This window comes from Erwinia sp. PME.40.26/001, from assembly GCF_055556675.1.
Genome location: NZ_JBVHNP010000002.1, coordinates 439,884 through 464,029, shown reverse-complemented (window position 1 = coordinate 464,029; position 24,146 = coordinate 439,884). Strand labels below are relative to the sequence as shown.

Here is a 24,146-nt window from a genome sequence, read left to right as displayed (position 1 = left end):
GATAAGGCTGACCGTTTGATGCTGCGATAGACGCTTACTTGTTGCCTGGCCGCATTGCCGGGAACAGGATCACATCACGAATGGTATGGCTGTTGGTAAACAGCATCACCATGCGGTCAATACCGATCCCCAGACCTGCCGTTGGCGGCAGACCGTGTTCCAGTGCCGTCACGTAGTCTTCATCATAGAACATCGCTTCGTCATCACCGGCGTCTTTCGCATTAACCTGCTGCAGGAAACGCTCTGCCTGATCTTCTGCATCGTTCAGCTCGGAGAAGCCGTTACCGATTTCACGGCCGCCAATAAAGAATTCGAAGCGGTCGGTGATCTCCGGATTCTGGTCGTTACGACGTGCCAGTGGCGAAACTTCTGCCGGATATTCCGTAATAAAGGTTGGCTGGATCAGATGCGCTTCGGCGGTCTCTTCGAAGATCTCGGTAACCAGACGTCCCAGTCCCCAGCTCTTCTCGACCTTGATGCCCAGAGACTGCGCAATCACCACCGACTTATCAAAGTCATCAAGATCGGCCAGATTAGTCTCCGGACGATACTTCAGAATGGCCTCTTTCATCGTCAGCTTTTCAAACGGCTTACCGAAGTCGAACTCCTGATCGCCGTAAGGCACCACGGTGTTGCCCAGAATATCCTGCGCCAGCGTACGGAACAGGCTTTCGGTCAGTTCGATCAGGTCTTTATAATCCGCATAGGCCATATAGAGTTCCATCATGGTGAACTCTGGATTATGACGTGGGGAGACCCCTTCATTACGGAAGTTACGGTTGATTTCGAAGACGCGATCGAATCCTCCCACTACCAGGCGCTTCAGATACAGCTCCGGTGCAATACGCAGGTACATATCAATGTCCAGCGCATTATGATGGGTGATAAACGGACGCGCCGCCGCGCCGCCGGGGATCACCTGCATCATCGGGGTTTCCACTTCCATAAACTCGCGGCCCACCATAAAGCTGCGGATGCCGGCCATGATCTGTGAGCGGATTTTAAACGTGTTGCGCGACTCGTCGTTAGAGATCAGATCAAGGTAACGCTGACGGTAACGGGTTTCCTGATCGGCCAGGCCGTGGAACTTGTCCGGCAGCGGGCGCAGGGCTTTGGTCAGCAGACGCAGTTCGCTACAGTGAATAGACAGCTCACCGGTTTTCGTCTTGAACAGCTTACCGCGCGCGCCGACGATATCGCCGAGATCCCACTTCTTGAACTGTTCGTTATAAATGCCTTCTGCCAGATCGTCGCGGGCAACGTAAAGCTGAATACGGCCACCCACATCCTGCAGCGTGACGAAAGAGGCTTTACCCATAATACGGCGGGTCATCATTCGGCCTGCAACGCTGACTTCGATGTTCAGTGCTTCCAGCTCTTCGTTTTCTTTACCATCAAATTCGGCATGAAGCGTATCGGAAGTGCGGTCACGGCGAAAATCGTTTGGGAACGGCAGACCGGCTTCACGCAGCGCGGCCAGCTTCTCACGGCGTGATTTTAATTCATTGTTCAGCTCAAGTGCGGCGTCCGCAGCCTGCGGTTGTTGTTCAGACATGTGAGTTCCTTATAAACCTGCTTTCAAACTTGCTTCGATAAAACGATCCAGATCGCCGTCCAGAACCGCCTGAGTGTTGCGCGTCTCTACGCCAGTACGCAGATCCTTGATGCGGGAATCATCCAGCACGTAAGAGCGGATCTGGCTACCCCAGCCGATGTCAGACTTATTGTCTTCCGCCGCCTGTTTATCCGCATTTTTCTTCTGCATTTCATATTCGTAAAGCTTCGCGCGCAGCTGCTTGAAAGCCTGGTCTTTGTTTTTATGCTGAGAACGATCGTTCTGACACTGCACCACAATGTTGGTCGGTAAGTGGGTAATACGCACCGCCGACTCGGTCTTGTTAACGTGCTGACCACCCGCTCCTGAAGCGCGGTATACGTCGATACGCAGGTCGGCCGGGTTAATATCGATATCGATGTTGTCATCCACTTCCGGGTAAATAAACACCGAACTGAACGAGGTATGACGACGGCCACCGGAGTCGAACGGGCTTTTACGCACCAGGCGATGCACGCCGGTTTCAGTACGTAACCAGCCGAACGCGTAGTCGCCGATGATTTTGATGGTCGCGGATTTGGTGCCTGCCACTTCGCCGTCGGACTCTTCGATGATCTCAGTTTTGTAACCGCGGGCTTCCGCCCAGCGCAGGTACATACGCAGCAACATGCTGGCCCAGTCCTGAGCTTCCGTACCGCCCGAGCCGGCCTGGATATCCATGTAGCAGTCGGCGCTGTCGTATTCCCCGGAGAACATGCGGCGGAACTCTAACTCACCGAGTTTCTTTTCCAGCACGTCAAGTTCGGCAATCGCTTCGTTGAACGTGTCCTCATCTTCGGCTTCAACGGCGAGCTCCAGCAGACCAGCGACATCTTCCAGCCCCTGCTCCATCAGATCCAGCGTTTCGACAACGGCCTCTAAGGCGGAACGTTCTTTACCCAGCGCCTGTGCGCGGTCAGGTTCGTTCCAGACATCAGGCTGCTCTAGTTCAGCGTTAACTTCCTGTAAACGTTCTTTCTTGGCATCATAGTCAAAGATACCCCCGAAGAACGCTGCTGCGTTCAGTGAGATCCTGAATACGGTTCTTTACCGGATTAATTTCAAACATGGTTTTAGAATCTTTTTAGGTGATCGAAAAGGGCGTAATAGTAACCACGCAGTTTAACCGAAATAGCGCACAGTTTGTAGCACTGAACGCGCATTGCCTGTTCAGTGCCCGTACCCCGGAACGCCTTACCAAGTGGAGTCTGAATATGTCCGTGACCGATGCCCTGCTGGCCTTTACCTTCGCTGCCACCCTGCTCACCCTTACCCCGGGGCTGGATACCGCGCTGATTTTGCGTACCTCTGCCGTGGAGGGAACGAAAAAAGCGATTCAGGCACAGCTGGGGATTAATGCCGGGTGTCTGGCCTGGGCGGTAGCGGTGGCTTTTGGTCTGGGAGCGCTGATTGCCGTCTCTGAACTGGCGTATAATTTGCTGAAGTGGTGCGGGGCCGCGTATCTTGCCTGGCTGGGCGTGCAAATGCTGCTGAAACCGCGGACAAAGATGGGTGATGCGGCGCTGGCAACAGGATCTCAGAACGCGTTCCTGCGCGGCTTTTTTGGCAACCTGCTGAACCCCAAGGTGGGGATTTTCTATGTCTCTTTCCTGCCGCAGTTTATTCCAACCGGGCATTCGCCGGTGCTATGGACGTTCGGGCTGGTGCTGATCCATGTGGTACTGGGCTCGCTGTGGTCATCGCTACTGATTGGCAGCACGCGTAAGCTCTCCGGCGTGCTGAAGCGTGAGAAGGTGGTGAAGTGGCTGGACCGCACCACCGGCACGGTATTTCTGCTGTTTGCTGCCAGGCTGGCATTAAGCCGCCGGCCGGGATAATGCCCGGGCTGACCTTCTGTTTTGGTCAGCCCGCTGTTTCCTCTGCCGCACGGGCAGGCTACAGCGCCCAGAGATGCTCGATAATTAGCTGCACGGTACGGTTACCACGGAACTCATTGACATCGAGCTTGTAGGCCAGCTCCACCTGCCTGACACTCGGATCGGGCCACAGCGTCGTATCAATGTTAAACGCGATGCCGTCCAGCAGCGGCCCGCCGCCCAGCGGCTCAATCATCACTTTCAGGTGGCGTTCACCTACCAGCTTCTGCTGTAGCAGCCTGAACTTGCCGTCAAACGTCGGCTCCGGGAACGCCTGCCCCCACGGGCCTGCTTCGCGCAGCAACTCGGCCGTCGGTAACGTCAGCTCCTGGGCCATCAGTTCGCCATCAGACCAGACGATGCCCTGCAGGGATTCGGCATCAAGCCAGTCCCCCACCAGTTCGGCAAAACACTGACGGAAGCGCTCAAAGTTAGCCTCTTCCAGCGACAGACCGGCTGCCATGGCATGACCACCAAACTTAATGATCAGCCCCGGATTCAGCGTATCCAGACGCTCCAGCGCATCGCGCATGTGCAGCCCGGCGATCGAACGTCCCGACCCTTTCAGCGTCCCGTCCCCTGCCGGTGCAAAGGCAATCACTGGCCGGTTAAACCGCTCTTTCAGACGGGAGGCCAGAATACCGACCACCCCCTGATGCCACTCAGGATGGTACATAGCGATGCCCAACGGCAGCGCTTCACTGGTGCTTTCCAGCCGGTCACACAGGGCGAGGGCTTCGGACTGCATTCCCTGCTCGATCTCTTTACGCGTCTGATTCAGCGCATCGAGCTCACTGGCCAGCATTCGCGCCTGGCCCAAATCTTCACTCAGCAGCAGCGCCACGCCGACCGACATATCATCCAGCCTTCCTGCGGCATTCAGACGCGGCCCAAGGGCAAATCCCAGATCACTGGCGGCCAGCTGACGCGCATCGCGGTTAGCAATTTCCAGCAACGCCCGGATCCCCGGACGGCACTTACCGGCCCGGATACGACTCAGTCCCTGCCAGACCAGGATGCGGTTGTTGGCATCTAGCGGCACCACGTCGGCCACGGTACCCAGCGCCACCAGATCCAGCAGCTCTGCCAGATTGGGTAGCGTTGTCACCCCGCTGTCACGCAGCCGGGCGCGCAGCGCCAGCATCAGGTAAAACGCCACGCCTACGCCCGCCAGCGACTTGGAGGGAAAATCACAGTCTGCAAGGTTAGGGTTAACGATGGCCGCCGCCTCCGGCAGTGTCTCCCCCGGCAGGTGGTGATCGGTCACCACCACGGCAATGCCTTTCTCGTTGGCCAGCGCCACCCCGGCGTGTGACGAGATACCGTTATCCACCGTCAGGATCAGCTGGGCACCGCGGGCGGCGGCCTGCTCGACTACTTCCGGGCTCAGACCGTAGCCGTCATCAAAACGGTTTGGCACCAGATACTTAATGTTCTGCCCGCCCATGCTGCGCAGTGCCAGCACCGTCAGCGCGGTGCTGGTGGCACCATCAGCATCGAAATCACCGACAATCATAATGCAGAGGTTATCGGTCAGCGCCTGTTGCAGAACAGTCACCGCCGCCTGAATACCACTCAGCGACTGGAAGGGGTGAAGATATTTCGCCCCCCGCTCCAGCTCACTGGCCTGCTGTATCCCCCGGCGGGCATACAGACGATGTAACAGCGGGTGAAGATCGGCAGGAAGTGCAGCAGCGTCCGTCGCCTCACGGCGACGGAGTTCAGTTTTACGATTCACCAAATCAGCCGCCGTTTTTCTGGCTGTCGAGGAATTTTTTCAGATCCTGCGGACTCTGGTAACCCGGGATCATCGTCCCGTTTTCCAGCAGCATCGCCGGGGTGCCCTGAATGCCGTAAAGCACGCCTAATTTATACTGCTGACCAATATCGATTTTGCCATCAATCGGTGACACGGCCTCGCCTTTCATCGCCGCATCAAAGGCTTTATGGGGGTCACCCGCAGACCAGATCGATTTCATCTCTTTCGCCACGTTGCCGTTCAGCCCTTCACGCGGGAAGGCCAGATAACGCACGGTGATCCCCAGCGCGTTGTAGTCGGCCATCTGCTCGTGCAGTTTGCGGCAATAGCCACAGGTAATATCGGTAAAGACCGTCACCACATACTGCTGCTTTGGCGCTTTATACACGATCATCTCTTTGCTCAGTGCTTCCACTTTCTTTTCCAGCAGCTGATTGGTGACGTTGACCGGCTGGCTGCCGCTGACGTCATAGAGAGGACCCTGTACAAAATGTTTACCATCGTCGGTAACGTACAGCACACCGCTTTCGCTCAATACTGTTTTAAAACCAGGCAGCGGCGAAGGTTGGATCTCGGTCTGCTGTAAGCCCAGCTTACTCAGCGACTGTTTAATGGCGGCATCGTCGGCATGAGCCAGTCCACTGGCCAGCGCGATGAGTCCCGAAAGTAACAGGTAGTGCTTCTTCATTTCATGTCCTTATAGCCTCACTAAGCGGGCTGTATTTTATATCAATCAGGCACGTGGATGATGCTGCTGGTGTAACTGGCGCAGTCGTTCGGTCGCTACGTGCGTGTAAATCTGGGTGGTCGATAAATCACTGTGACCTAACAGCATCTGTACGACACGCAAATCTGCGCCGTGGTTCAACAGATGGGTGGCAAACGCATGGCGCAGCACGTGCGGTGACAGTTTTGCGCTATCGATGCCCGCCAGTGTGGCGTAATGTTTAATGCGATGCCAGAAAGTTTGCCGGGTCATTTGTTGCGCACGGTTACTGGGAAACAGCACGTCCAGCGTCTGGCCGTTAAGCAGCCACGGGCGGCCATACTCAATAAACTGTTCGATCCAGTGAACCGCCTCTTCGCCCATCGGCACCAGCCGCTCTTTATTTCCCTTGCCGATGACACGCACCACCCCCTGCCGCAGGCTGATATCACTGAGAGTCAGACCCACCAGCTCGGTCACGCGCAGCCCGGTGGCGTAAAGCAGCTCCAGCATCGCCTTATCGCGCAGCTCAATGGGCTGGTCAAGGCAGGGAGCCTGAAGCAGTCTTTCCACCTGCGCCTCAGACAGATCCTTCGGCAGGCGCTGCGGCAGCTTGGGCGACGATAACAACGCACTGGGATCGTCCGCCCGCTGCTTTTCACGGTAGAGATACTGGAACAGACGGCGCATGGCACTGAGCAGGCGTGCCGAACTGGTGGCCTTATAGCCCCCCTCAAGCCGTTCCGCCAGGAAGCCTTGCAGCGCCACCGCGTCTACCGTCAGCAGTGACAGCTGCTGATGCGCCAGCCAGCCGCAGAGTGAACGCAGGTCAAGACGATAAGACGCCACGGTATTTTGCGCCAGATTGCGCTCGATCCACAGTGCATCAAGAAACTGCTCAATCAGATCGTTATCCTGCACCTCAACCTCTCCAGTCTGCCGTTATCATGACGCTGAGTGCGCGACTAAAACCCATTTAATGCTTTAAAAACAGCACGATGACATATCACACTGCCGTACAAAGTGCGCCCATTATGCCTTATTCCTGCCTGCTTCTGATATAATCGCCGGCAGACTTTAGGAAAAATGAGTGCCACTACCATGAATATTGGTCTGTTTTATGGATCCAGTACCTGTTACACCGAGATGGCCGCCGAGAAGATCCGTGACTTTATCGGCGACGATCTGGTCACGCTGCATAACCTGAAAGACGATCCTCCGGCGCTGATGGAAAACTACGATTTGCTGATCCTGGGTATTCCGACCTGGGATTTTGGCGAACTGCAGGAAGACTGGGAAGCAATCTGGACAGCGCTTCCGCAGCTAAATTTACAGGGCAAGGTAGTGGCCCTTTATGGCATGGGAGACCAGGGGGAATACAGCGAATGGTTCCTGGATGCACTGGGGATGCTGCATGAGGTACTGGCTCCCTTGGGCGTGCAGTTTGTCGGTTACTGGCCGCTGGAAGGCTATGAGTTTACCAGTAAAAAACCGCTGACCGCCGACGGGAAGCAGTTTGTCGGCCTGGCGCTGGATGATATTAACCAGTTTGAGCAGACTGACGAACGCATTGCACAGTGGTGTGAACAGATCCTGACGGAGATGGCCGAACTGCTGTAATCCTGGCCCATAATGCAAAAGGGCCGGTCGACGTAATGACCGGCCCCTGCGCAAGGGCGAACCGTCTGTCACGGTCCGCCCTGTCATGTTCAGCCGCTTATTTCCACAGACCGAAACGTCCCTTCCCGTCCTGCCCTGCTTCGCTACTTTCCTGCGGTTTAGCCGCTGCGGACAGCCGGTACCAGTCGATATTACGCGTCAGCGCCATCACCGCCGCCAGTGCCGCCATCAACACGCCGGTGCCCAGCAGCAGCGCGCTGTCTTCCGACTGCAACAGCTGCCACAGTACCGCATCCAGCGCCAGTACACCGCCGACGAACAGCAGGCTGCGCCGCCATCCCTGCAATACCGCCTGCAGGTAGAAGCCGTTAATCGCTGCACAGGTCAGACTTGCGGTGAGCCAGGCCAGGTTGAAGCCAATATGCTCAGACAACGCCAGCAGTACCAGGAAGAACATCACCAGCGACAGCCCCACCAGCAGATACTGCATCGGGTGAACGCGCAGTGCGGTCAGCGTTTCAAACAGGAAAAACGCCATATAGGTCAGGCCGATCAGCAGAATGGCATATTTTACCGCCCGTTGGGTCAGCTGATACTGGTCAACCGGATTGACCACCATCGCGCTGAAGGCCGGGAGCGTTTCTGTACTGACGGTAAAATCATCCCGCACCAGCGAGTTGATGTTGTTAGCAAACCAGCTGCTCTGCCAGCGCGCCGTAAAACCTTCAGGCGTGATCTGGCGTTGTTCCGGCAGGAAGCTGCCGGTAAAGCCCGGATGCGGCCAGTTGCTCTTCAGATCAAAGGTGCTGTTTTTACCCAGAGGCACCACTTCCAGCTTCTGTGTTCCCAGCAGTTTAAGCGAGAAATTCAGCGCCAGGCTTTTCTCCTGTAAAACTTCTGGCGGCAGCTCAACGTGTAACCCTTCGCTATTGCCCGGAAGCTGGCTACCCGGCTGGAAATCGAACTGCTTATCGCCAATATTCAGCGACGTCACGCTGCTGATCCCGCGTGGGTCGCCAACGCCCATCACCAGTAGCGGATCGCCCAGAGTGACCCCAGGACGGGTAATATCGGCCAGCTGATCCCGATTAAAGGTGGCATTAATGTTGACCCCCGTGCGCCAGACCTGCCCCTTGTAAATGCCAACCTTGCGCTCTTCCACCTTCTGATCGCCCGTCACTTTCAGGCTTTCAGGCAGAAAATAGCGCAGATGGGTGACCTTTACCGTGACCTCCTTTCCCTCACGCATTTCCGTGACGATTTCGCTCCAGGGAATGGCAATCAGCGGCCCGAACAGGCGCTGCGGACCGCTGGTGCTCTGGCTGAGCTTGTCTGCCACGTTGTCGCGCCATACGCTGCGCTCGGTGATCAATGTACTGAGCATACTCAGCGGCACCAGCAGCAGTAACAGGCAGCCGATAAGCGTTAACATTTTCCATAATACGGGGGATTTATTCATGGGCGATTCTCCTGTGTGTATGACGCAGAAGATAGCCCCTCTGAATGGGGAGAAAATGAAGTTATGTGAAGAGACGGTGAAGTCAGGCGTTATTTTTTATCGTTAGTTGCGCACAGACGCCACCTTCCGCCCGGGGGGTTAACGTGATGCTCCCCTGATGCAGTCGCGCCACTTCGCGGACAAAGGCCAGCCCCAGTCCGCTGCTCTTTTCACCATTGCTGCGCGGCAGCGAATAGAACCGGTCGAAAATATGAGGCAGTGCATAGTCAGGAATACCGCTGCCACTGTCCAGCACCTGAAAAATCATTTCGTCCGCACTCTGGCTAACCTCAATACGAACCTCTCCCGCCAGCGGCGTAAAATCAAGGGCGTTATCAAGTAAATTGGCCAGCGCCTGCTCCAGCAGTAGCGGATCTGCCCGAACGGACAGCCCCTCCAGTGCGTCAGCATCAAAAGTCAGTCGTTTGCCCTGAGCCTGAACCGCCCGGCTGTCGCACAGTCCCGTGACCAGCGGCAGCAGGCTGACGGTCTGCCGCTGGATCTCCGGGCGGTTTTCCAGCGTTGCCTGGCGAAGCAGGTTGTCAATCAGCCGCTGCATCCGGATATTCTGTTGCAGGATATTGGCCGAGAAGCGCTGAACCACCGCCGCAGGGGGACATTCATGCAGAATCTCTGCCGCCCCCCGGATCGCCGCCAGCGGGCTTTTCAGCTCGTGGGTCAGCGCATGAGCATAATGCTCAATATAGCGTTTACCCTCCAGTTTCAGACGCATACTTTCCAGCGCCTGTGCCAGCTTGCGCAACTCACTGCTGTTCATGGCGGGAAGGGGCAGAGCCTCTCCCTGAGTGACCGAGTCGGCGTAACGCACCAGACGCCCCACGGAACGGTTTATCCACAGCACAAAAATCAGACCGATCAGCAGCGCGATCCCCAGCAGCGCCGCCCCTGCCCACAGGATGCGACGTTCACTGCGGCGTATCACCGGCACCATGGTGCTGTTGGCCTTACCGACGCTGAGGACCCCCAGCAGCCTGGCACCGTCACGCACCGGTGCCGCGACATACATCACGGAACTGGCATCATCATCGGGATTACTGCGCGAGCTACGTGCGCCGTATTCACCCCGCAGGGTCAGCAGGACATCGTTCCAGCGGGAATAATCCTGGCCCAGGGCAACACCCGCAGAATCGAACAACACCCTGCCTTTCTCATCGGTCAGATAGACACGGTACTCATTACGACGCTTGGCGATGCCGCTAATATCCGCCCTGACCGGATAGCCGCGCAGCTGTGAAAAAGCGGCGGCAAGCTGCCCGTTCTGCGGCTGGCCGCTCAGAATATCGGCCCGGGCAAACTGTGCCAGCAGCGTGGCGGTATCCACCAGTGTGCCTTCGGTGGCACGCCGCACGCCGGGTTTAACTTCTTTAAGAAAGATACTCAGCACAAACCACGCGGCAACGGCAACGATCAGGAAATAACCCAGCAGCAAACGCATCCCGATGCGCATCAGCCAGCCACCAGGCTGTAGCCGAGGCCGCGATGCGTCAGCAGCACCTGCTCATGTGGATTGATGTCACGCAGCTTGGCGCGCAGCGTTTTAATATGGGTATCGACGGTACGGTCAAAGCTATCTTCCGCCTCTTTCCATACCACATTCATCAGCTGCTGCCGGGAAAAAACCCGCCCGGGGGACAGCAACAGGGTTTTCAGCAGCAGATATTCATAGCGCGTCAGGGCCAGCGGCTGCTGGCACCACTCCACGCGGGCGGAGGCTTCATCCAGCGTAAAGTGACCAACGTTATACTTTGGCGACTGCGCAATGCGCTGCTGTTTTTGCAAACGACGCAGCAGAGTACGCACCCGGGCACAGACTTCACGCGGCGAAAAAGGTTTAGCGACGTAATCATCCGCCCCAATCTCCAGCCCCAGCAGGCGATCAACTTCTTCGCTGCGGGCGGTAAGGAACAGCACGGGCAGATCGGGCTGGCTCGCCAGCAGACGGCGACACAGCTCAAAACCGTTGATATCCGGTAGTCCGACATCAAGGATCACCAGATCGGGCACTTCCTGCTGCAATGCGTCCAGCATTGGCATCCCGCGTGGAAACCAGCGGGTAGAAAATCCCTCTAGCTGCAGCATATACAGCAGGGTATCGGCAATGGCTGCTTCATCTTCTACCAGCCACAGGGTCGCGCTACTCATCACGCCATTCCTTTTTACTCAGCAATTGCTGGCGTAAAAGCCGCCATTCGCTGTTATCCATGCCATCGGCAAACAGCCACAGCCGCTTATGCCGCCCCTGGCTATCCCGTAATGACAGACGTACGGCCTGACGGGTCATCCACGGCGGTGAAACCAGCTGCCACTGTGCCTGTTGCCACTGGACCCGCTGACCACTCAGCAAGACAAACAGCCCCTGCCAGCGCCGGGTACGACGACGGCTGCGCAGGCACTCCCTGAGCGTCAGCAACAGCAGGGCCACTTTTGCCAGCGAGGCACTCGCCGGCCAGGGCACCAGCAGCAGTACCAGCATCACACCACCGTGCAGCAGCAGGGAGATACCCTGCGCATGCCGCGAAATGCGCAGGTTACAGTGGCACCGGACCACGTTCTCTGTTTCGGTGCTGGATCAGTGCGACCATGCGTTTTAACTCGTCATCGGCCGGTTCGCCGTGATTCATCAGCCAGTTAAACAGATCGGGATCGTCACTCTCCAGCAGGCGAACGAAAAGTCGTTTATCCTGATCGTTGAGCGAGTCATATTCATACTCAAAAAACGGCATGATAGAGATATCCAGTTCACGCATACCGCGACGGCATGCCCAGTGAATTCGAGATTTATTTGTAATATCCATGTCACTCTGCGTCGGTTAACCAAACAGGGCGCTCAGTGTACCGCTTTTTTGCTTCACTGTTGATGCAGCAATTTTTCCCCTGCGGGCTGCGACACAAAACAGCGACATAGGTTGCAGGGTTATCACACGTTTTGTGCCGCAATTTCCGGAAACAGGTTGCAAAGCCGGGCGGCTCTTTTAACATGAGAAACAAATTTTCATCCCTTGCTGACTTTAGGACTGAATTATGCCGACGATTTCTTTCCCGCCACGTCAACCCACTGCCTCGGCGCGTCTGCCGTTGACCCTGATGTCACTGGAAGAGTGGGCGCTGGTGACGGCTACCGGTGCCGATCGTGTCAGCTATTTGCAGGGGCAGGTCACCCTGGATGTGGCCGCCCTGGCTGCCGATCAGCACCGCCCTGCTGCGCACTGTGATGCAAAAGGAAAGATGTGGAGCAATCTGCGCCTGTTCCACCGCGCCGACGGACTGGCCTTTATTGAGCGCCGCAGCCTGCGTGATAACCAGCTGGCAGAGCTGAAAAAATATGCGGTCTTTGCCAAAGTTGCCCTGACGCCCGATGATGAGTCCGTCCTGCTGGGCGTAGCCGGTTTTCAGGCCAGGGCCGCGTTGACCCATCTGTTCAGCGCCCTGCCTGACGCACAGACGCAGGTGGTGCAGGATGGCGAGAGCACCCTGCTGTGGTTCGACCTGCCCGCCGAGCGTTTTTTAGTGGTTACCAGCGCAGAAAAAGCCGAAGCGCTGCGTACCGCACTGGCGGACGCCGCACAGCTGACCAACAGCTCACAGTGGCTGGCGCTGGATATTGAAGCCGGTTTTCCGGTGATTGACAGCGAGACCAGCGCCCAGCTGATCCCGCAGGCCACCAACCTGCAGGCACTGGATGCCATCAGCTTTAAAAAAGGCTGCTATACCGGACAGGAGATGGTGGCGCGGGCTAAGTTCCGTGGCGCAAATAAACGTGCGCTCTACTGGCTGGCAGGTAAAGCGGGTACCGTCCCGGCAGCCAACGGCGCGCTGGAAATGAAGATGGGTGAAAACTGGCGTCGCACCGGAACCATTCTGGCGGCCTGCCAGCTGGACAACGGTGAGGTCTGGGTGCAGGCGGTGATGAATAACGACCTGGAGCCGGACACGGTTCTGCGCGTGCAGGGCGATGAGGGTGGGCAGTTAGCCATACGGCCGCTGCCCTACGATATCGCTGCAGGATGAGCGGGGCGCTGCCACCTACCTCACGTAGAGATAAATCGCCAGGAAGTGACAGAAAGAGCCGCCAAGCACGAAACCGTGCCAGATGGCATGATTGTAAGGGATACGTTTCGACACGTAGAAAATCACCCCAAGGGAATAGGTGATCCCGCCTGCGGCCAGCAGCCATACGCTGCCCGCAGGCAGGCGCATTACCATCTGATACAGCACAATCACTGAGAGCCAGCCCATCAGCATATAGGTGATCAGGGAGATGGCTTCAAAACGGTGAGCAAACACCAGCTTGAAGATAATTCCGACCAACGCCAGCCCCCAGATCACCACCATCAGCCAGTGTGCCAGCGGCGACCGCAGCCCCACCAGCAGGAACGGCGTATAGGTTCCGGCAATCAGCAGATAGATCGCGGCATGGTCGAGTTTTTTCAGCCAGAATTTAGCCCGTTCACCCGGTACTGAGTGGTAGAGCGTCGAGGCCAGAAACAGCAGGATCATGCTGCCGCCGTACAGACTGTAGCTGACGATAGCCAGCGTCCCCGCGTTGTTATTAATCGCCTGATCCAGCATCAGCACCAGACCAATAATCCCCAGCAGGCAGCCGAGTCCGTGGCTGATGCTGTTCGCCCACTCTTCTGCGACGGAATAGCCTGCCGTCGGTACTTTTTGCTTCACCATAATCAATTACTGTCCCCGGTTTACCCGCCACCACCATCACAAAATGCCATGACGGAAATCTCATCAGACCTAGCGTAACTGAGAATAATTTCAGAGTACACATGTAAGCTAAAATATACTGCGACATCCTGCACGCACATTCCTGCGCGAAATACGCAATCGTTTACCTTACAATACAGACACCTTTTTTAGCGATAAGTGAGACAGCGATGTCAGACAGGGTAGCAGCCTTAGATTTCGGCGCGATGACGGAAGTGGTGCAGTTTTTAATGGAGCTCGACAAGCTTAAAAGCGTGGAGCGCCGTACCCGGCTGCTCGATAATGCGCGCCAGGAGAACTCGGCAGAACACAGCTGGCATCTGGCCATGGCGGTTATGAGTATGGCCCCCTTCTCCCCGGCCCCGATAGACGTCCCGCATGTGATAAAGCTGGCGCTGGTGCATGACGTGGTCGAGATCGATGCCGGTGATGTGATGGTTTATGACACTGCCGCCCGTGATGCGATTCAGGCGGAAGAAATTGCTGCGGCACGCCGTATATTTGGCCTGTTGCCGGGCGCGCAGGGTGAGCATTTCCGTGCGCTGTGGGACGAGTACGAGGCGGGAGACACCGCAGAGTCGCGCTTTGCCAATATGCTGGACCGCGCGCTGCCTATCATGCTTAACCTGCACAATCAGGGGCAGAGCTGGAAAGAGAACGGCATCCACCTGACACAGGTGAAGGCGCGTAATGTGGCGCTGGCGCAGCAGTGGCCTGAGTTATGGCAGTACCTGGAGCAGCACCTGGACTGCGCATATGCGCAGGGCTGGCTACTGTAGGGCCAGAAACCCACGGCAGGCTGACCAAAAAAACAGGTCAGCCTTTGTATCAGAAATCAGGGGCAACCTCTGCGCCAAAAAAGACGTTTTGTTCGCTCCTTTCAACGGCCGCCCGCCGCATCAATAAACGTACCGGTAATATAGGATGCCTCGTCACTCAGCAGCCAGGCAATCGCACTGGCAATCTCCCCGGGCTGCCCGCCGCGCTGCATAGGGATCGCAGAGGCCAGGCGGTCCACCCGCTGCGGTTCGCCCCCGTCAGTGTGCATATCGGTATAGATATATCCGGGACGGACGCCGTTAACCCTGATGCCCTGCGCGGCCACCTCCAGCGACAGTCCCCGGGTCAGCGTATCCATTGCCCCTTTTGACGCGGCATAATCGACGTATTCCCCCGGCGCACCGGTTCTCGACGCTGCCGAGGAGACATTAACAATCGCCCCTCCGCCGCCGCCGTAATGGTGCCCCATGCGTTTCACCGCTTCGCGGCAGCAGATAAAACAGCCGGTGACGTTGGTGGCAAAGACCCGGTTAATACGCTCTGCGGTTAACTGCTCCAGTGTGGCCTGCTGAAAGAGGATGCCGGCGTTATTGACCAAAGCTTTCAGCGGCTCCGGCTGGCGGTCAATATCAGCAAACATCGCCACGACCTGAGCTTCGTCCGCAATATCCGCCTGCACGGCAAAAGCGCTGCCGCCATGTCGTTCGATCTCTGCCACCACCGACTCCGCCTCAGCGGTACGATGCACGTAGTTAACCGCGACCCGCCAGCCCTGTCGGGCCAGCAGAATCGCTGTCGCACGACCAATGCCCCGACTGCCGCCGGTGACTAATGCGATGTTCATCTCGTCTCTCCCATAAAAAAGGGCTGACCACAAAAGAAGGTCAGCCCCGACATAACCCACGCGGGCGATAACGCGAAAGGTTACTCGTATTCGCTCATCGGTACGCAGGAGCAGAACAGATTACGGTCGCCGTAAACATCATCAAGGCGTTTCACCGTGGGCCAGTATTTATTCGCGCTGCCTGCCGGGAATACCGCCAGTTCACGGCTGTAAGGATGGCCCCACTCGCCGACGATTTCCATCTGGGTATGCGGTGCATTGACCAGGGGGTTATCTTCCAGCGGCCACTCGCCGTCTGCCACCCGATCAATTTCACTGCGGATAGCCAGCATCGCATCAATAAAGCGATCCAGTTCGGACTTACTTTCCGATTCGGTTGGCTCCACCATCAGCGTACCCGCCACCGGGAATGACATGGTCGGCGCATGGAAACCGTAGTCGATCAGGCGCTTGGCAATATCCAGCTCACTGATACCGGTCTGCTCTTTCAGCGGCCGAATATCCAGGATACATTCGTGCGCCACCCGGCCATCACGGCCGGCATAAAGGATCGGATAGGCCGACTGCAGACGATGCGCAATGTAGTTGGCATTGAGGATCGCCACTGAGCTGGCCTGTTTCAAACCTTCAGCGCCCATCATGCGGATATACATCCAGCTGATCGGCAGGATCGACGCGCTGCCAAACGGCGCTGCTGATACTGCACCCTGGCCGGTCAGCATGCCTTCAATCTCTACCACACTGTGGCCCGGTACAAAGGGGGCAAGGTGAGCTTTGACGCCAATCGGCCCCATGCCCGGCCCACCGCCGCCGTGCGGGATGCAGAAGGTTTTATGCAGGTTAAGGTGTGAGACATCCGCCCCGATGTAACCCGGCGTGGTGATCCCCACCTGCGCATTCATGTTGGCTCCGTCCAGATATACCTGTCCACCGAACTGATGAACGATCTGGCACACCTCACGGATCGTCTCTTCATAGACGCCGTGCGTGGACGGGTAAGTCACCATGATGCAGGAGAGGGCTTCACCCGCCTGACCGGCTTTCACACGCAGATCGTGCAGATCGATGTTGCCCTGTTTGTCACAGGCGACCACCACAACGGTCATCCCCGCCATCTGTGCCGAGGCCGGGTTAGTGCCGTGCGCCGAGCCAGGGATCAGACAGATGTGACGTCCCCCTTCGTTACGGCTTTCGTGATAGCGGCGTATCGCCAGCAGACCTGCATATTCACCCTGGGCGCCAGAGTTGGGCTGCATACAGAGTGCGTCATACCCGGTCAGCTGGACCAGCCAGCGCGAGAGCTGGCCAATCATCTGCAGGTAACCGCCCGCCTGCTCTGCCGGACAGAACGGGTGCAGTTCTGCAAACTCCGGCCAGGTGATAGGGATCATCTCTGCCGCTGCATTCAGCTTCATAGTGCACGACCCCAGCGGGATCATCGCCTGATTCAGCGCCAGATCTTTCCGCTCCAGGCTGTGCATGTAGCGCATCATCTCGGTTTCGCTGTGATAACGGTTAAATACCGGATGAGTCAGGATCGGTGCTGTGCGGATCATCGCTGACGGGATGGCGCTGGCATCGCTATCCAGCGCATCAATATTCAGGCCGTGCTCCTCTCCCAGCAGGATCGAGAACAGCGCCACTACGTCTTCACGGGTGGTGGTTTCATCCAGAGTGATACCCACCGCATTGAGAATATCGCTGCGCAGGTTCATACCGAAGCTCAGGGCGCGATCCAGTACCGCAGCTTTGTCGCTGACTTCCACGGTCAGGGTATCGAACCAGGTGTCATGGCGCAGTTTCAGGCCGCGCTGCTGTAATCCCTGCGCCAGGATATCGGTCAGCCGGTGAATGCGGCTGGCAATGCGCTTCAGGCCAGCCGGCCCGTGGAATACCGCGTAGAGGCTGGCGATGTTGGCCAGCAATACCTGTGAGGTACAGATGTTGGAGTTCGCTTTCTCACGACGGATATGCTGTTCACGCGTCTGCATTGCCATACGCAGCGCGATATTCCCTGCCGCATCGCGGGATACGCCAATAATTCGGCCAGGCATTGAACGCTTGTGCTCATCGCGGGCGGCGAAGAAGGCGGCATGAGGCCCACCGTAGCCCATCGGCACGCCGAAGCGCTGGGCAGAACCGAAGACGATATCAGCTCCCTGCTGGCCCGGTGCCTGCAGCAGTACCAGCGACATCATATCGGCCGCCACGCTGACCACCACGTTGCGGCTTTTCAGCCGGGAGATCAGGTCCGTATAATCGTGCACTTCCCCCCCGGTGCCGACCTGCTGCAACAGCACACCAAACACATCGTCCAGCTCCAGCACTTTCTCTGCTTTGTCCACCAGCACGTCAAAGCCGAAGGTTTCCGCTCGGGTGCGCACCACATCCAGCGTCTGCGGATGAATATCGTCAGCGACAAAGAAGCGGTTGGCATTTTTGAGCTTGCTGACGCGTTTTGCCATCGCCATGGCTTCTGCAGCGGCCGTCGCCTCGTCCAGCAGGGAGGCGGAGGCAATATCCAGTCCGGTCAGGTCCAGCGTCAGCTGCTGGAAGTTCAGCAGGGCTTCCAGACGCCCCTGAGACACTTCTGGCTGATAAGGGGTATACGCGGTGTACCAGCCGGGATTTTCCAGCATATTGCGCAGGATCACCGGAGGCGTCAGCACCGGCGTATAGCCCATGCCGATAAAGGATTTGTAACGCTGATTCTGTGACGCAATCGCCTTTAACTCGGCCAGCGCCAGGTGCTCCGTCAGCGCATCGCCTACCGCAGGCGGGCTGGGAAGCTGGATGTCGGCAGGCACAATCGAGGCAATCAGTTCGGCCAGCGATGTCGCGCCGATGGCGTTGAGCATGGCATCCTGCTGTTCCTGCGAAGGGCCGATATGGCGCTCAATAAATGCACCGTGGTGTTCAAGCTGGCTGAGTTTCTGGGTCATGGGTGGTCAATCCTGCATCAGGCACAAAGAGGCGGGACAGGCAGAGAGCCAGTCCCGAAATGACAAGTGAGCGGGCTGTTATTCAATTGTTCCCTGGTAGCCTGCGGCATCTAACAACGTCTCAAATTCGGTCTCATCCGTGGCTTTAATGCGGAACAGCCAGCCATCGGTATACGGAGAGCTGTTAACCAGTTCAGGCTCAGCATCCAGCCCGCTGTTCACTTCCACGATCTCGCCACTCAGGGGCGCATAAATATCCGATGCGGCTTTGACGGACTCCGCTACTGCGCAGTCTTCGCCCTGGCTGTAGGTGTTGCCTACGTCCGGCAGGTCAACAAAGACCATGTCTCCCAGCAGCTCCTGCGCATGTTCGGTAATGCCCACGGTATAGGTGCCGTCAGCTTCTTTGCGCACCCACTCATGGCTGTCACGGTATTTCAATTCGGCTGGTACATTGCTCATTAAATTGCTCTCCAAAAGATTACTTCGTTACCGGTTTTCCGGCGCGGACAAAAACGGGCCTGGTGACGCGAACCGGCATTTCACGGTTGCGGATTTGCACCACGGCGTGTTCGCCAATTCCGGCGGGGACCCGTGCCAGAGCAATGCTGCACCCGAGCGTCGGCGAGAATGAACCGCTGGTAATGACGCCTGCCAGCTGGTTGCCTGCGGCATCGCTGAAGTGAACCGGCTGTTCGTTACGCAGTACGCCTTTTTCGGTCATGATCAGCCCCACCAGCTGATCGGTGCCTTTTTCACGCTGAAACGCCAGCGCTTCACGGCCAATAAATTCACGATCTGCGGGTTCCCAGCCGATGGTCCAGCCCATATTGGCTGCCAGAGGTGAGATGCTCTCATCCATTTCCTGGCCATACAGATTCATACCGGCCTCCAGACGCAGCGTATCGCGTGCGCCCAGTCCGGCGGGTTTCACCCCGGCGGCCTGCAGTTGCTGCCAGAACCCGGCGACCTGTTCGTTGGGCAGGGCGATTTCGTAGCCTGCCTCCCCGGTATAACCGGTCGTGGCAATAAAGAGATCCCCTGACTGCACGCCAAAGAACGGCTTCATGCCGCTGACGTCCTGACGCTGCTGGTCATTAAACAGTGTCTGCGCTTTTTGCTGGGCATTGGGGCCCTGCACTGCCACCAGCGCCAAATCGTCACGCTCGATCAGCTCAACGCCGAACGCCACCGCATGCTCACCTATCCACGCCAGATCCTTTTCTCGGGTGGCAGAGTTGACCACCAGTCGGAAAAACTCTTCGTTCATAAAGTAAACAATCAGATCGTCTATCACCCCGGCAGAAGCGTTGAGCATGGCGGTGTAGAGCGCTTTGCCTGGCTGGGTCAGGCGGGCGACATCATTGGCCAGCAGATAGCGCAGAAACTCGCGGGTGCGGACACCGTGCAGATCAACAATGGTCATGTGGGAAACATCAAACATCCCGGCATCCTTGCGCACCGCGTGATGTTCATCCATCTGAGAGCCGTAGTGAAGCGGCATCATCCAGCCATGAAAATCGACCATACGGGCACCACTGGCCTGGTGCTGTTCAAACAACGGGGTTTGCTGAATCTCGCTTTGCTGAACCATAGTTTTCCTGTGCCTGAGTCGGTTGCTGACGCGCGTCTTTTACCGCCCGGGACGGCCGACGCAATCGTTACCTTCACTATGAACTTACCACCGAACTCGTCATTTAACCATAAGATAAACGAGGTCGAATCTGCCCCGCATCAAAATGGGGCACCGTTGATTTTCTGGTTTTTTTCACTAAAAAAATGCGTTATTACACACAGAAATGGCAATTCATTGCCGCAAACCTGGTTTAAACATACAGCTCAAACAGGCACCCGGCGTAAAAAGGCTAAGGCCAGCACCAGGTAACATTATAAAAAGTAATGCGAAGGAGAGGGTAAGATTAGAATTTTTCAAACGACGGGCAAAAAAGAGGCAGCGATTGCACCAGAGACGCGCAGCGTCGCCGACAGGCCGCCTGGTTAAAAAAAAGGGGGAGCGAAGCGCTCCCCCTTTCCTGTGGTGGCTTACCGCAGCCATGCCGGCAGATCGTGCAGTCCCATCGCCTGCTTTAACAGCCGTGGCTTCACGCCGGGCAGGGTATCGGCCAGCGCCAGCCCCACATCTCGCAGCAGTTTCTTCGCCGGATTGTTACCGTTAAACAGCTCGCGGAACCCCTGCATACTGGCCAGCATCACTGCGGCACTGTGTTTACGGCTGCGCTCGTAGCGCCGCAGATACAGGTGCTGACCAATGTCTTTACCCTGCTGATGCAGGCGCTTCACTTCACCGATCAGCTCTGCCGCATCCATAAAGCCGAGGTTAACGCCCTGCCCGGCCAGCGGATGAATGGTATGTGCAGCATCCCCCACCAGCGCCAGACGATGCGCGGCAAAATTACGCGCATAGCGGCCCATCAGCGGGAAAGCTTTACGTTCACTTTCTGCCGCACACAGCCCCAGGCGCAGGTCGAAAGCCACCGACAGCTGCTGGTTAAATACCGCTTCCGGCATCGCCTGCAGACGAGTTGCCTCCTGCGGCGGGAGCGACCAGACGATAGAGCTGAGATGCGGGTCGCTCAGGGGTAAGAACGCCAGAATACCGTCACCATGAAACACCTGACGGGCCACCGACTCATGCGGCTGTTCCGTACGAACATTCGCCACCAGCGCATGATGCTGGTAGTCCCAGAAAGTCAGCGGGATATCGGCTTTGTTACGCAGCCAGGAGTTGGCACCGTCTGCCGCCACCAGCAGGCGGGCCGTCATCATGCTGCCATCCTGCAGCGTCACAAAGGCTTCATTATCACCGAATGCCACCTGCTGCAGTTCCGCAGGCGCTATCAGCGTGATATCGCTCAGGCTCTCTGCCCGCTGCCACAGCGCCTGATGGATCACCGCGTTTTCGATAATATGCCCGAGATGGGCCAGACCCTGCTGCTCATCGTCAAACACAATGCGCCCGAAGCTGTCGCGATCCCACACCTCCATGCCGTGATAGGCGCTGGCCCGTACGCTGAGGATGGCATCCCAGACGCCAAGGTGCTGCAACAGCCGTTCGCTGGCGGCGTTAATCGCAGACACGCGTAACGCCGGGGGCGCGCTGGTATCACGCACCTGCGGGGCTTCACGCTCCAGCACGGCGATGCGCAGGCCGCTGCCCTGTAAGCCACAGGCCACTGCCAGTCCGACCATTCCGCCACCGGCGATGATCACATCATAGGTTTGCATGACTGCTTTCTCCTCAACGCTTAACCCAGCCCAGCGTGCGCTCGGCAAGCAAATTACGTAATGGCGGCAGATGATCCATCGCCATCAGTCCCAGATTTCGCCCTGCGACCAGCGGCGTATAACGGTTAGCAAACAGTCGGACCAGCCCGTCGGTAATACCAATCGTTGCCTGTGCATCCGGCTGCCGGCGCTGCTGATAGTGTTGCAGGGTGGCGTAAGCGCCTGTTTCGCGTCCGGCACGCCAGGCCGCTGCCAGCGTTTCGGCCAGCGACATGACATCCCGAATCCCCAGATTAAACCCCTGCCCCGCGATCGGGTGCAGAGTCTGTGCGGCATTGCCAACCAGCGCCAGCCGGTGAGCAATATGCTGCGAGGCGGTTTGCAGCCGTAACGGATAGCTGTCGCGCTGGCCCACCTGCGTAATGCGGCCCAGCCGCCAGCCGAAGGCACGCTGCAATTCAGCGATAAAGCGATCGTCACTCCAGCGGTCCACTGCATCTTTTTGTGCCAGAGGATGGCACCAAACCAGCGAACTGCGGCCAGCGGACATCGGCAACAGCGCCAGCGGGCCGAATTCAGTAAAACGCTCAAACGCACGCCCCTGATGGGCAACCTGCGTCGACACATTGGCAATCACGGCGACCTGCTGATAGTCCTCACTCTGCCACTGGACACCGCAGGCCGCAGCGACCCGGGAGTGCGAACCGTCTGCCGCGACCAGCAGATCGCCCGACAGCCGCTCACCACTTTCCAGTATCACGCTCACCCGATCCCGGGTACGTTCGACGCTGGCGACTTTATCCGGGCAGCGCAGGGTCACTCCCGGGGCTTTTTTCAGGCGGGAAAACAGCCGCTGACCCACTTCATGCAACTCAACCACCTGGCCCAGCGCCGACACGCCGTAATCGGCCGCAGTCAGCGAGACAAAGCTGGCATGACCGCGATCGCTAACATGCACATCGGTGATGGCCGTCGCGGCGGAGGCCAGCAGTGGCCAGAGACCAATTGCCGACAGCTGCTGGCAGGTCCCCTCCGCCAGCGCAATTGCCCGGCCATCGAAGCCCGGATGTGTGCGACTGGCGGGTTCGGTTCCTTCCACCAACGTCACCGCCAGCTGCCCCTGTGTCAGATGTGAGATGGCCAGCGCCAGCGTCGCGCCAGTCATCCCCCCGCCTGCAATAATTATGCTCATGAGCGTTTCGCTGCTGCCATTAATGCTTCAATATCATCGGCATCTTTCACCACCGTATCCGTGAGGTTTTCGTTACCCTCTGCGGTGATAATGATGTCATCTTCAATACGTATACCAATACCACGATACTCAGCAGGCACATCGGCATCCGGGGCAATATACAGGCCGGGTTCAATGGTCAGCACCATGCCGGGTTCGAGCAGACGATCGCGGTCGACGCCGTAATGGCCGACATCGTGCACGTCCAGCCCCAGCCAGTGGCTCAGTCCGTGCATAAAGAACTGTCGGTGCGCATTTTCTGCGATCAGGACGTCGACATCACCGTGCAGAATGCCCAGCTTAACCAGCCCCGTGACCATCACTTCCACCGCTGCCGCCGTCACTTCACGGATGCTGGTACCCGGACGGTAAAGCGCCAGTGAACGATGCAGAGCGGCCAGCACGATATCGTAGAGGGCACGCTGCGGCGCGGTAAATTTCCCCCCCACCGGGAAGGTACGGGTTATATCCCCGGCATAGCCTTGCAGTTCGCACCCGGCATCAATCAGCACCAGCTGGCCGTCACGCATCTGACTCTCGTTTTCGGTGTAGTGCAGAATACAGCCGTTATCCCCCGCGCCCACAATGGTGTTGTAGGACGGGAAGCGCGCTCCGTGACGGTTAAATTCGTGATGAATTTCCCCTTCGAGCTGGTATTCATACATTCCGGGACGGGCTTTCTGCATGGCGCGGGTATGTGCCAGCGCACTGATTCGCCCGGCTTCGCGCAGCACGGCCTGCTCTTCAGGTGATTTAATGAGACGCAGCTCGTGGACCCACGGACGCCAGTCGGTCAGCGTCGCGGGCGCAGACAGGTTCTGTCGCGACCCCCGACGCAGCACGTCCAGCGCGTTGAAGACAATGGTGTCAGCGAAGGCATACTGCCCCTGCGCATGATAAACCACATCCAGCCCGTTCAGCAGCAGGTGCAGCTGTTCGCCAATATCTCCCCAGGGGAGCGCCCGGTCGACCGTCAGCTTTTCTGGCGCAGCATCCTGGCCCAGACGGCGGCCGAACCAGATCTCAGCGGTAAGATCACGTACGCGATTAAACAAGACGCTGTGGCTGTGGTTATCCGCACTTTTGATCAGCAGCAGCGCCGCCTCGGGTTCGTTAAAACCCGTGAAATACCAGAAATCACTGTTCTGCCGATACGGATACTCACTGTCATTACTGCGCGTTGCTTCCGGGGCGGCAAAAATAACCGCCGCGCTTGCCGGGGCCATCTTCGCTAACAGCGCCTGACGACGGCGCAAAAACTCCTGCTGGGTCATTTGACCTCCTGAATGCTGTTCCGTTAAATCACCACGAG

General features: G+C 57.6%; 22 protein-coding genes. 4 read left to right on the top strand and 18 right to left on the bottom strand.

Annotation, left to right across the window (positions count from 1 at the left end; translation table 11 throughout):
* Nucleotides 1-34: 34 nt before the first annotated feature.
* The gene (gene lysS, locus ACZ3HG_RS09640) at nt 35-1,555 is read right to left on the bottom strand and encodes a lysine--tRNA ligase (protein WP_191933918.1); all 1,521 of its coding nucleotides are present in this window, start codon (nt 1,553-1,555) and stop codon (nt 35-37) included.
* Nucleotides 1,556-1,564: 9 nt separating this feature from the next.
* Nucleotides 1,565-2,663, bottom strand: a protein-coding gene (prfB, locus tag ACZ3HG_RS09635) for a peptide chain release factor 2 (protein WP_137269027.1) whose coding sequence is annotated in 2 segments (ribosomal slippage) — nt 1,565-2,587 and nt 2,589-2,663 — 1,098 coding nt in all. Because the reading frame shifts where the segments join, the coding sequence is not laid out codon by codon here.
* Nucleotides 2,664-2,808: 145 nt separating this feature from the next.
* Between prfB and ACZ3HG_RS09630 the strand changes: the two genes are divergently transcribed.
* Nucleotides 2,809-3,432, top strand: a complete 624-nt coding sequence (locus ACZ3HG_RS09630; protein WP_465332744.1) for a LysE family translocator — start codon at nt 2,809-2,811, stop codon at nt 3,430-3,432.
* Nucleotides 3,433-3,490: 58 nt separating this feature from the next.
* Here the strand turns inward: ACZ3HG_RS09630 and recJ are convergent, their stop codons facing one another.
* The 3 genes from recJ to xerD are packed head-to-tail and all read right to left on the bottom strand — an operon-like array spanning nt 3,491 to nt 6,857.
* Complete coding sequence (gene recJ / locus ACZ3HG_RS09625) at nt 3,491-5,209, bottom strand: single-stranded-DNA-specific exonuclease RecJ (protein ID WP_191936353.1); 1,719 nt, start codon at nt 5,207-5,209, stop codon at nt 3,491-3,493.
* A gap of 4 nt (nt 5,210-5,213) precedes the next feature.
* Entirely contained in the window at nt 5,214-5,918 is a 705-nt protein-coding gene (gene dsbC / locus ACZ3HG_RS09620; protein WP_191933915.1) for a bifunctional protein-disulfide isomerase/oxidoreductase DsbC, read from the bottom strand.
* A 45-nt stretch (nt 5,919-5,963) separates the two neighbouring features.
* On the bottom strand, nt 5,964-6,857 hold the full coding sequence (xerD, locus tag ACZ3HG_RS09615; RefSeq protein ID WP_191933914.1) for a site-specific tyrosine recombinase XerD: 894 nt from the start codon (nt 6,855-6,857) through the stop codon (nt 5,964-5,966).
* A 180-nt stretch (nt 6,858-7,037) separates the two neighbouring features.
* Between xerD and fldB the strand changes: the two genes are divergently transcribed.
* Nucleotides 7,038-7,556 carry a flavodoxin FldB gene (fldB, locus tag ACZ3HG_RS09610; RefSeq protein WP_191934052.1) on the top strand — a complete coding sequence of 173 codons (519 nt, stop codon included), beginning with the start codon at nt 7,038-7,040 and terminating at the stop codon, nt 7,554-7,556.
* Nucleotides 7,557-7,653: 97 nt separating this feature from the next.
* Here the strand turns inward: fldB and creD are convergent, their stop codons facing one another.
* From creD to sdhE, 5 genes are all read right to left on the bottom strand, one after another.
* Nucleotides 7,654-9,015 (bottom strand): cell envelope integrity protein CreD, encoded by a 1,362-nt coding sequence (gene creD / locus ACZ3HG_RS09605; RefSeq protein WP_191927641.1) that lies wholly within the window; start codon nt 9,013-9,015, stop codon nt 7,654-7,656.
* Between the two features lie 82 nt (nt 9,016-9,097).
* Nucleotides 9,098-10,522 (bottom strand): two-component system sensor histidine kinase CreC, encoded by a 1,425-nt coding sequence (gene creC, locus ACZ3HG_RS09600; protein WP_191933913.1) that lies wholly within the window; start codon nt 10,520-10,522, stop codon nt 9,098-9,100.
* Nucleotides 10,522-11,217, bottom strand: coding sequence for a two-component system response regulator CreB (creB, locus tag ACZ3HG_RS09595; RefSeq protein WP_465332743.1), 696 nt, complete (start codon nt 11,215-11,217; stop codon nt 10,522-10,524). The genes creC and creB overlap by 1 nt, the downstream gene beginning before the upstream one ends.
* On the bottom strand, nt 11,210-11,623 hold the full coding sequence (locus ACZ3HG_RS09590) for a protein YgfX (protein WP_191933911.1): 414 nt from the start codon (nt 11,621-11,623) through the stop codon (nt 11,210-11,212). The genes creB and ACZ3HG_RS09590 overlap by 8 nt, the downstream gene beginning before the upstream one ends.
* On the bottom strand, nt 11,604-11,870 hold the full coding sequence (gene sdhE, locus ACZ3HG_RS09585) for an FAD assembly factor SdhE (protein WP_191933910.1): 267 nt from the start codon (nt 11,868-11,870) through the stop codon (nt 11,604-11,606). Before sdhE ends, ACZ3HG_RS09590 begins: the two co-directional genes overlap by 20 nt.
* 226 nt (nt 11,871-12,096) lie before the next feature.
* Between sdhE and ygfZ the strand changes: the two genes are divergently transcribed.
* The gene (ygfZ, locus tag ACZ3HG_RS09580) at nt 12,097-13,083 is read left to right on the top strand and encodes a tRNA-modifying protein YgfZ (protein WP_465332742.1); all 987 of its coding nucleotides are present in this window, start codon (nt 12,097-12,099) and stop codon (nt 13,081-13,083) included.
* 15 nt (nt 13,084-13,098) lie between these two features.
* Here the strand turns inward: ygfZ and trhA are convergent, their stop codons facing one another.
* On the bottom strand, nt 13,099-13,752 hold the full coding sequence (trhA, locus tag ACZ3HG_RS09575; protein WP_191927638.1) for a PAQR family membrane homeostasis protein TrhA: 654 nt from the start codon (nt 13,750-13,752) through the stop codon (nt 13,099-13,101).
* A 209-nt stretch (nt 13,753-13,961) separates the two neighbouring features.
* On the opposite strand from trhA, the gene ACZ3HG_RS09570 reads away from it, so the two are divergent.
* Nucleotides 13,962-14,570, top strand: coding sequence for an HD domain-containing protein (locus ACZ3HG_RS09570; protein WP_465332741.1), 609 nt, complete (start codon nt 13,962-13,964; stop codon nt 14,568-14,570).
* Between the two features lie 101 nt (nt 14,571-14,671).
* On the opposite strand, the gene ACZ3HG_RS09565 is transcribed toward ACZ3HG_RS09570, so the two are convergent.
* The 7 genes from ACZ3HG_RS09565 to pepP all read right to left on the bottom strand — a co-directional run bounded on the left by ACZ3HG_RS09565 (nt 14,672) and on the right by pepP (nt 24,108).
* Nucleotides 14,672-15,415, bottom strand: a complete 744-nt coding sequence (locus ACZ3HG_RS09565; protein ID WP_465332740.1) for an SDR family oxidoreductase — start codon at nt 15,413-15,415, stop codon at nt 14,672-14,674.
* Between the two features lie 80 nt (nt 15,416-15,495).
* Entirely contained in the window at nt 15,496-18,357 is a 2,862-nt protein-coding gene (gcvP, locus tag ACZ3HG_RS09560; RefSeq protein WP_465332739.1) for an aminomethyl-transferring glycine dehydrogenase, read from the bottom strand.
* 78 nt (nt 18,358-18,435) lie between these two features.
* Complete coding sequence (gcvH, locus tag ACZ3HG_RS09555) at nt 18,436-18,819, bottom strand: glycine cleavage system protein GcvH (protein WP_191933905.1); 384 nt, start codon at nt 18,817-18,819, stop codon at nt 18,436-18,438.
* Nucleotides 18,820-18,838: 19 nt separating this feature from the next.
* The gene (gene gcvT, locus ACZ3HG_RS09550; protein ID WP_191933904.1) at nt 18,839-19,951 is read right to left on the bottom strand and encodes a glycine cleavage system aminomethyltransferase GcvT; all 1,113 of its coding nucleotides are present in this window, start codon (nt 19,949-19,951) and stop codon (nt 18,839-18,841) included.
* Between the two features lie 449 nt (nt 19,952-20,400).
* Nucleotides 20,401-21,603, bottom strand: a complete 1,203-nt coding sequence (gene ubiI, locus ACZ3HG_RS09545) for an FAD-dependent 2-octaprenylphenol hydroxylase (protein WP_465332738.1) — start codon at nt 21,601-21,603, stop codon at nt 20,401-20,403.
* 13 nt (nt 21,604-21,616) lie between these two features.
* Nucleotides 21,617-22,795 carry a 2-octaprenyl-6-methoxyphenyl hydroxylase gene (ubiH, locus tag ACZ3HG_RS09540; protein ID WP_465332737.1) on the bottom strand — a complete coding sequence of 393 codons (1,179 nt, stop codon included), beginning with the start codon at nt 22,793-22,795 and terminating at the stop codon, nt 21,617-21,619.
* On the bottom strand, nt 22,792-24,108 hold the full coding sequence (gene pepP, locus ACZ3HG_RS09535; RefSeq protein ID WP_191936256.1) for a Xaa-Pro aminopeptidase: 1,317 nt from the start codon (nt 24,106-24,108) through the stop codon (nt 22,792-22,794). Before pepP ends, ubiH begins: the two co-directional genes overlap by 4 nt.
* Nucleotides 24,109-24,146: the final 38 nt, after the last annotated feature.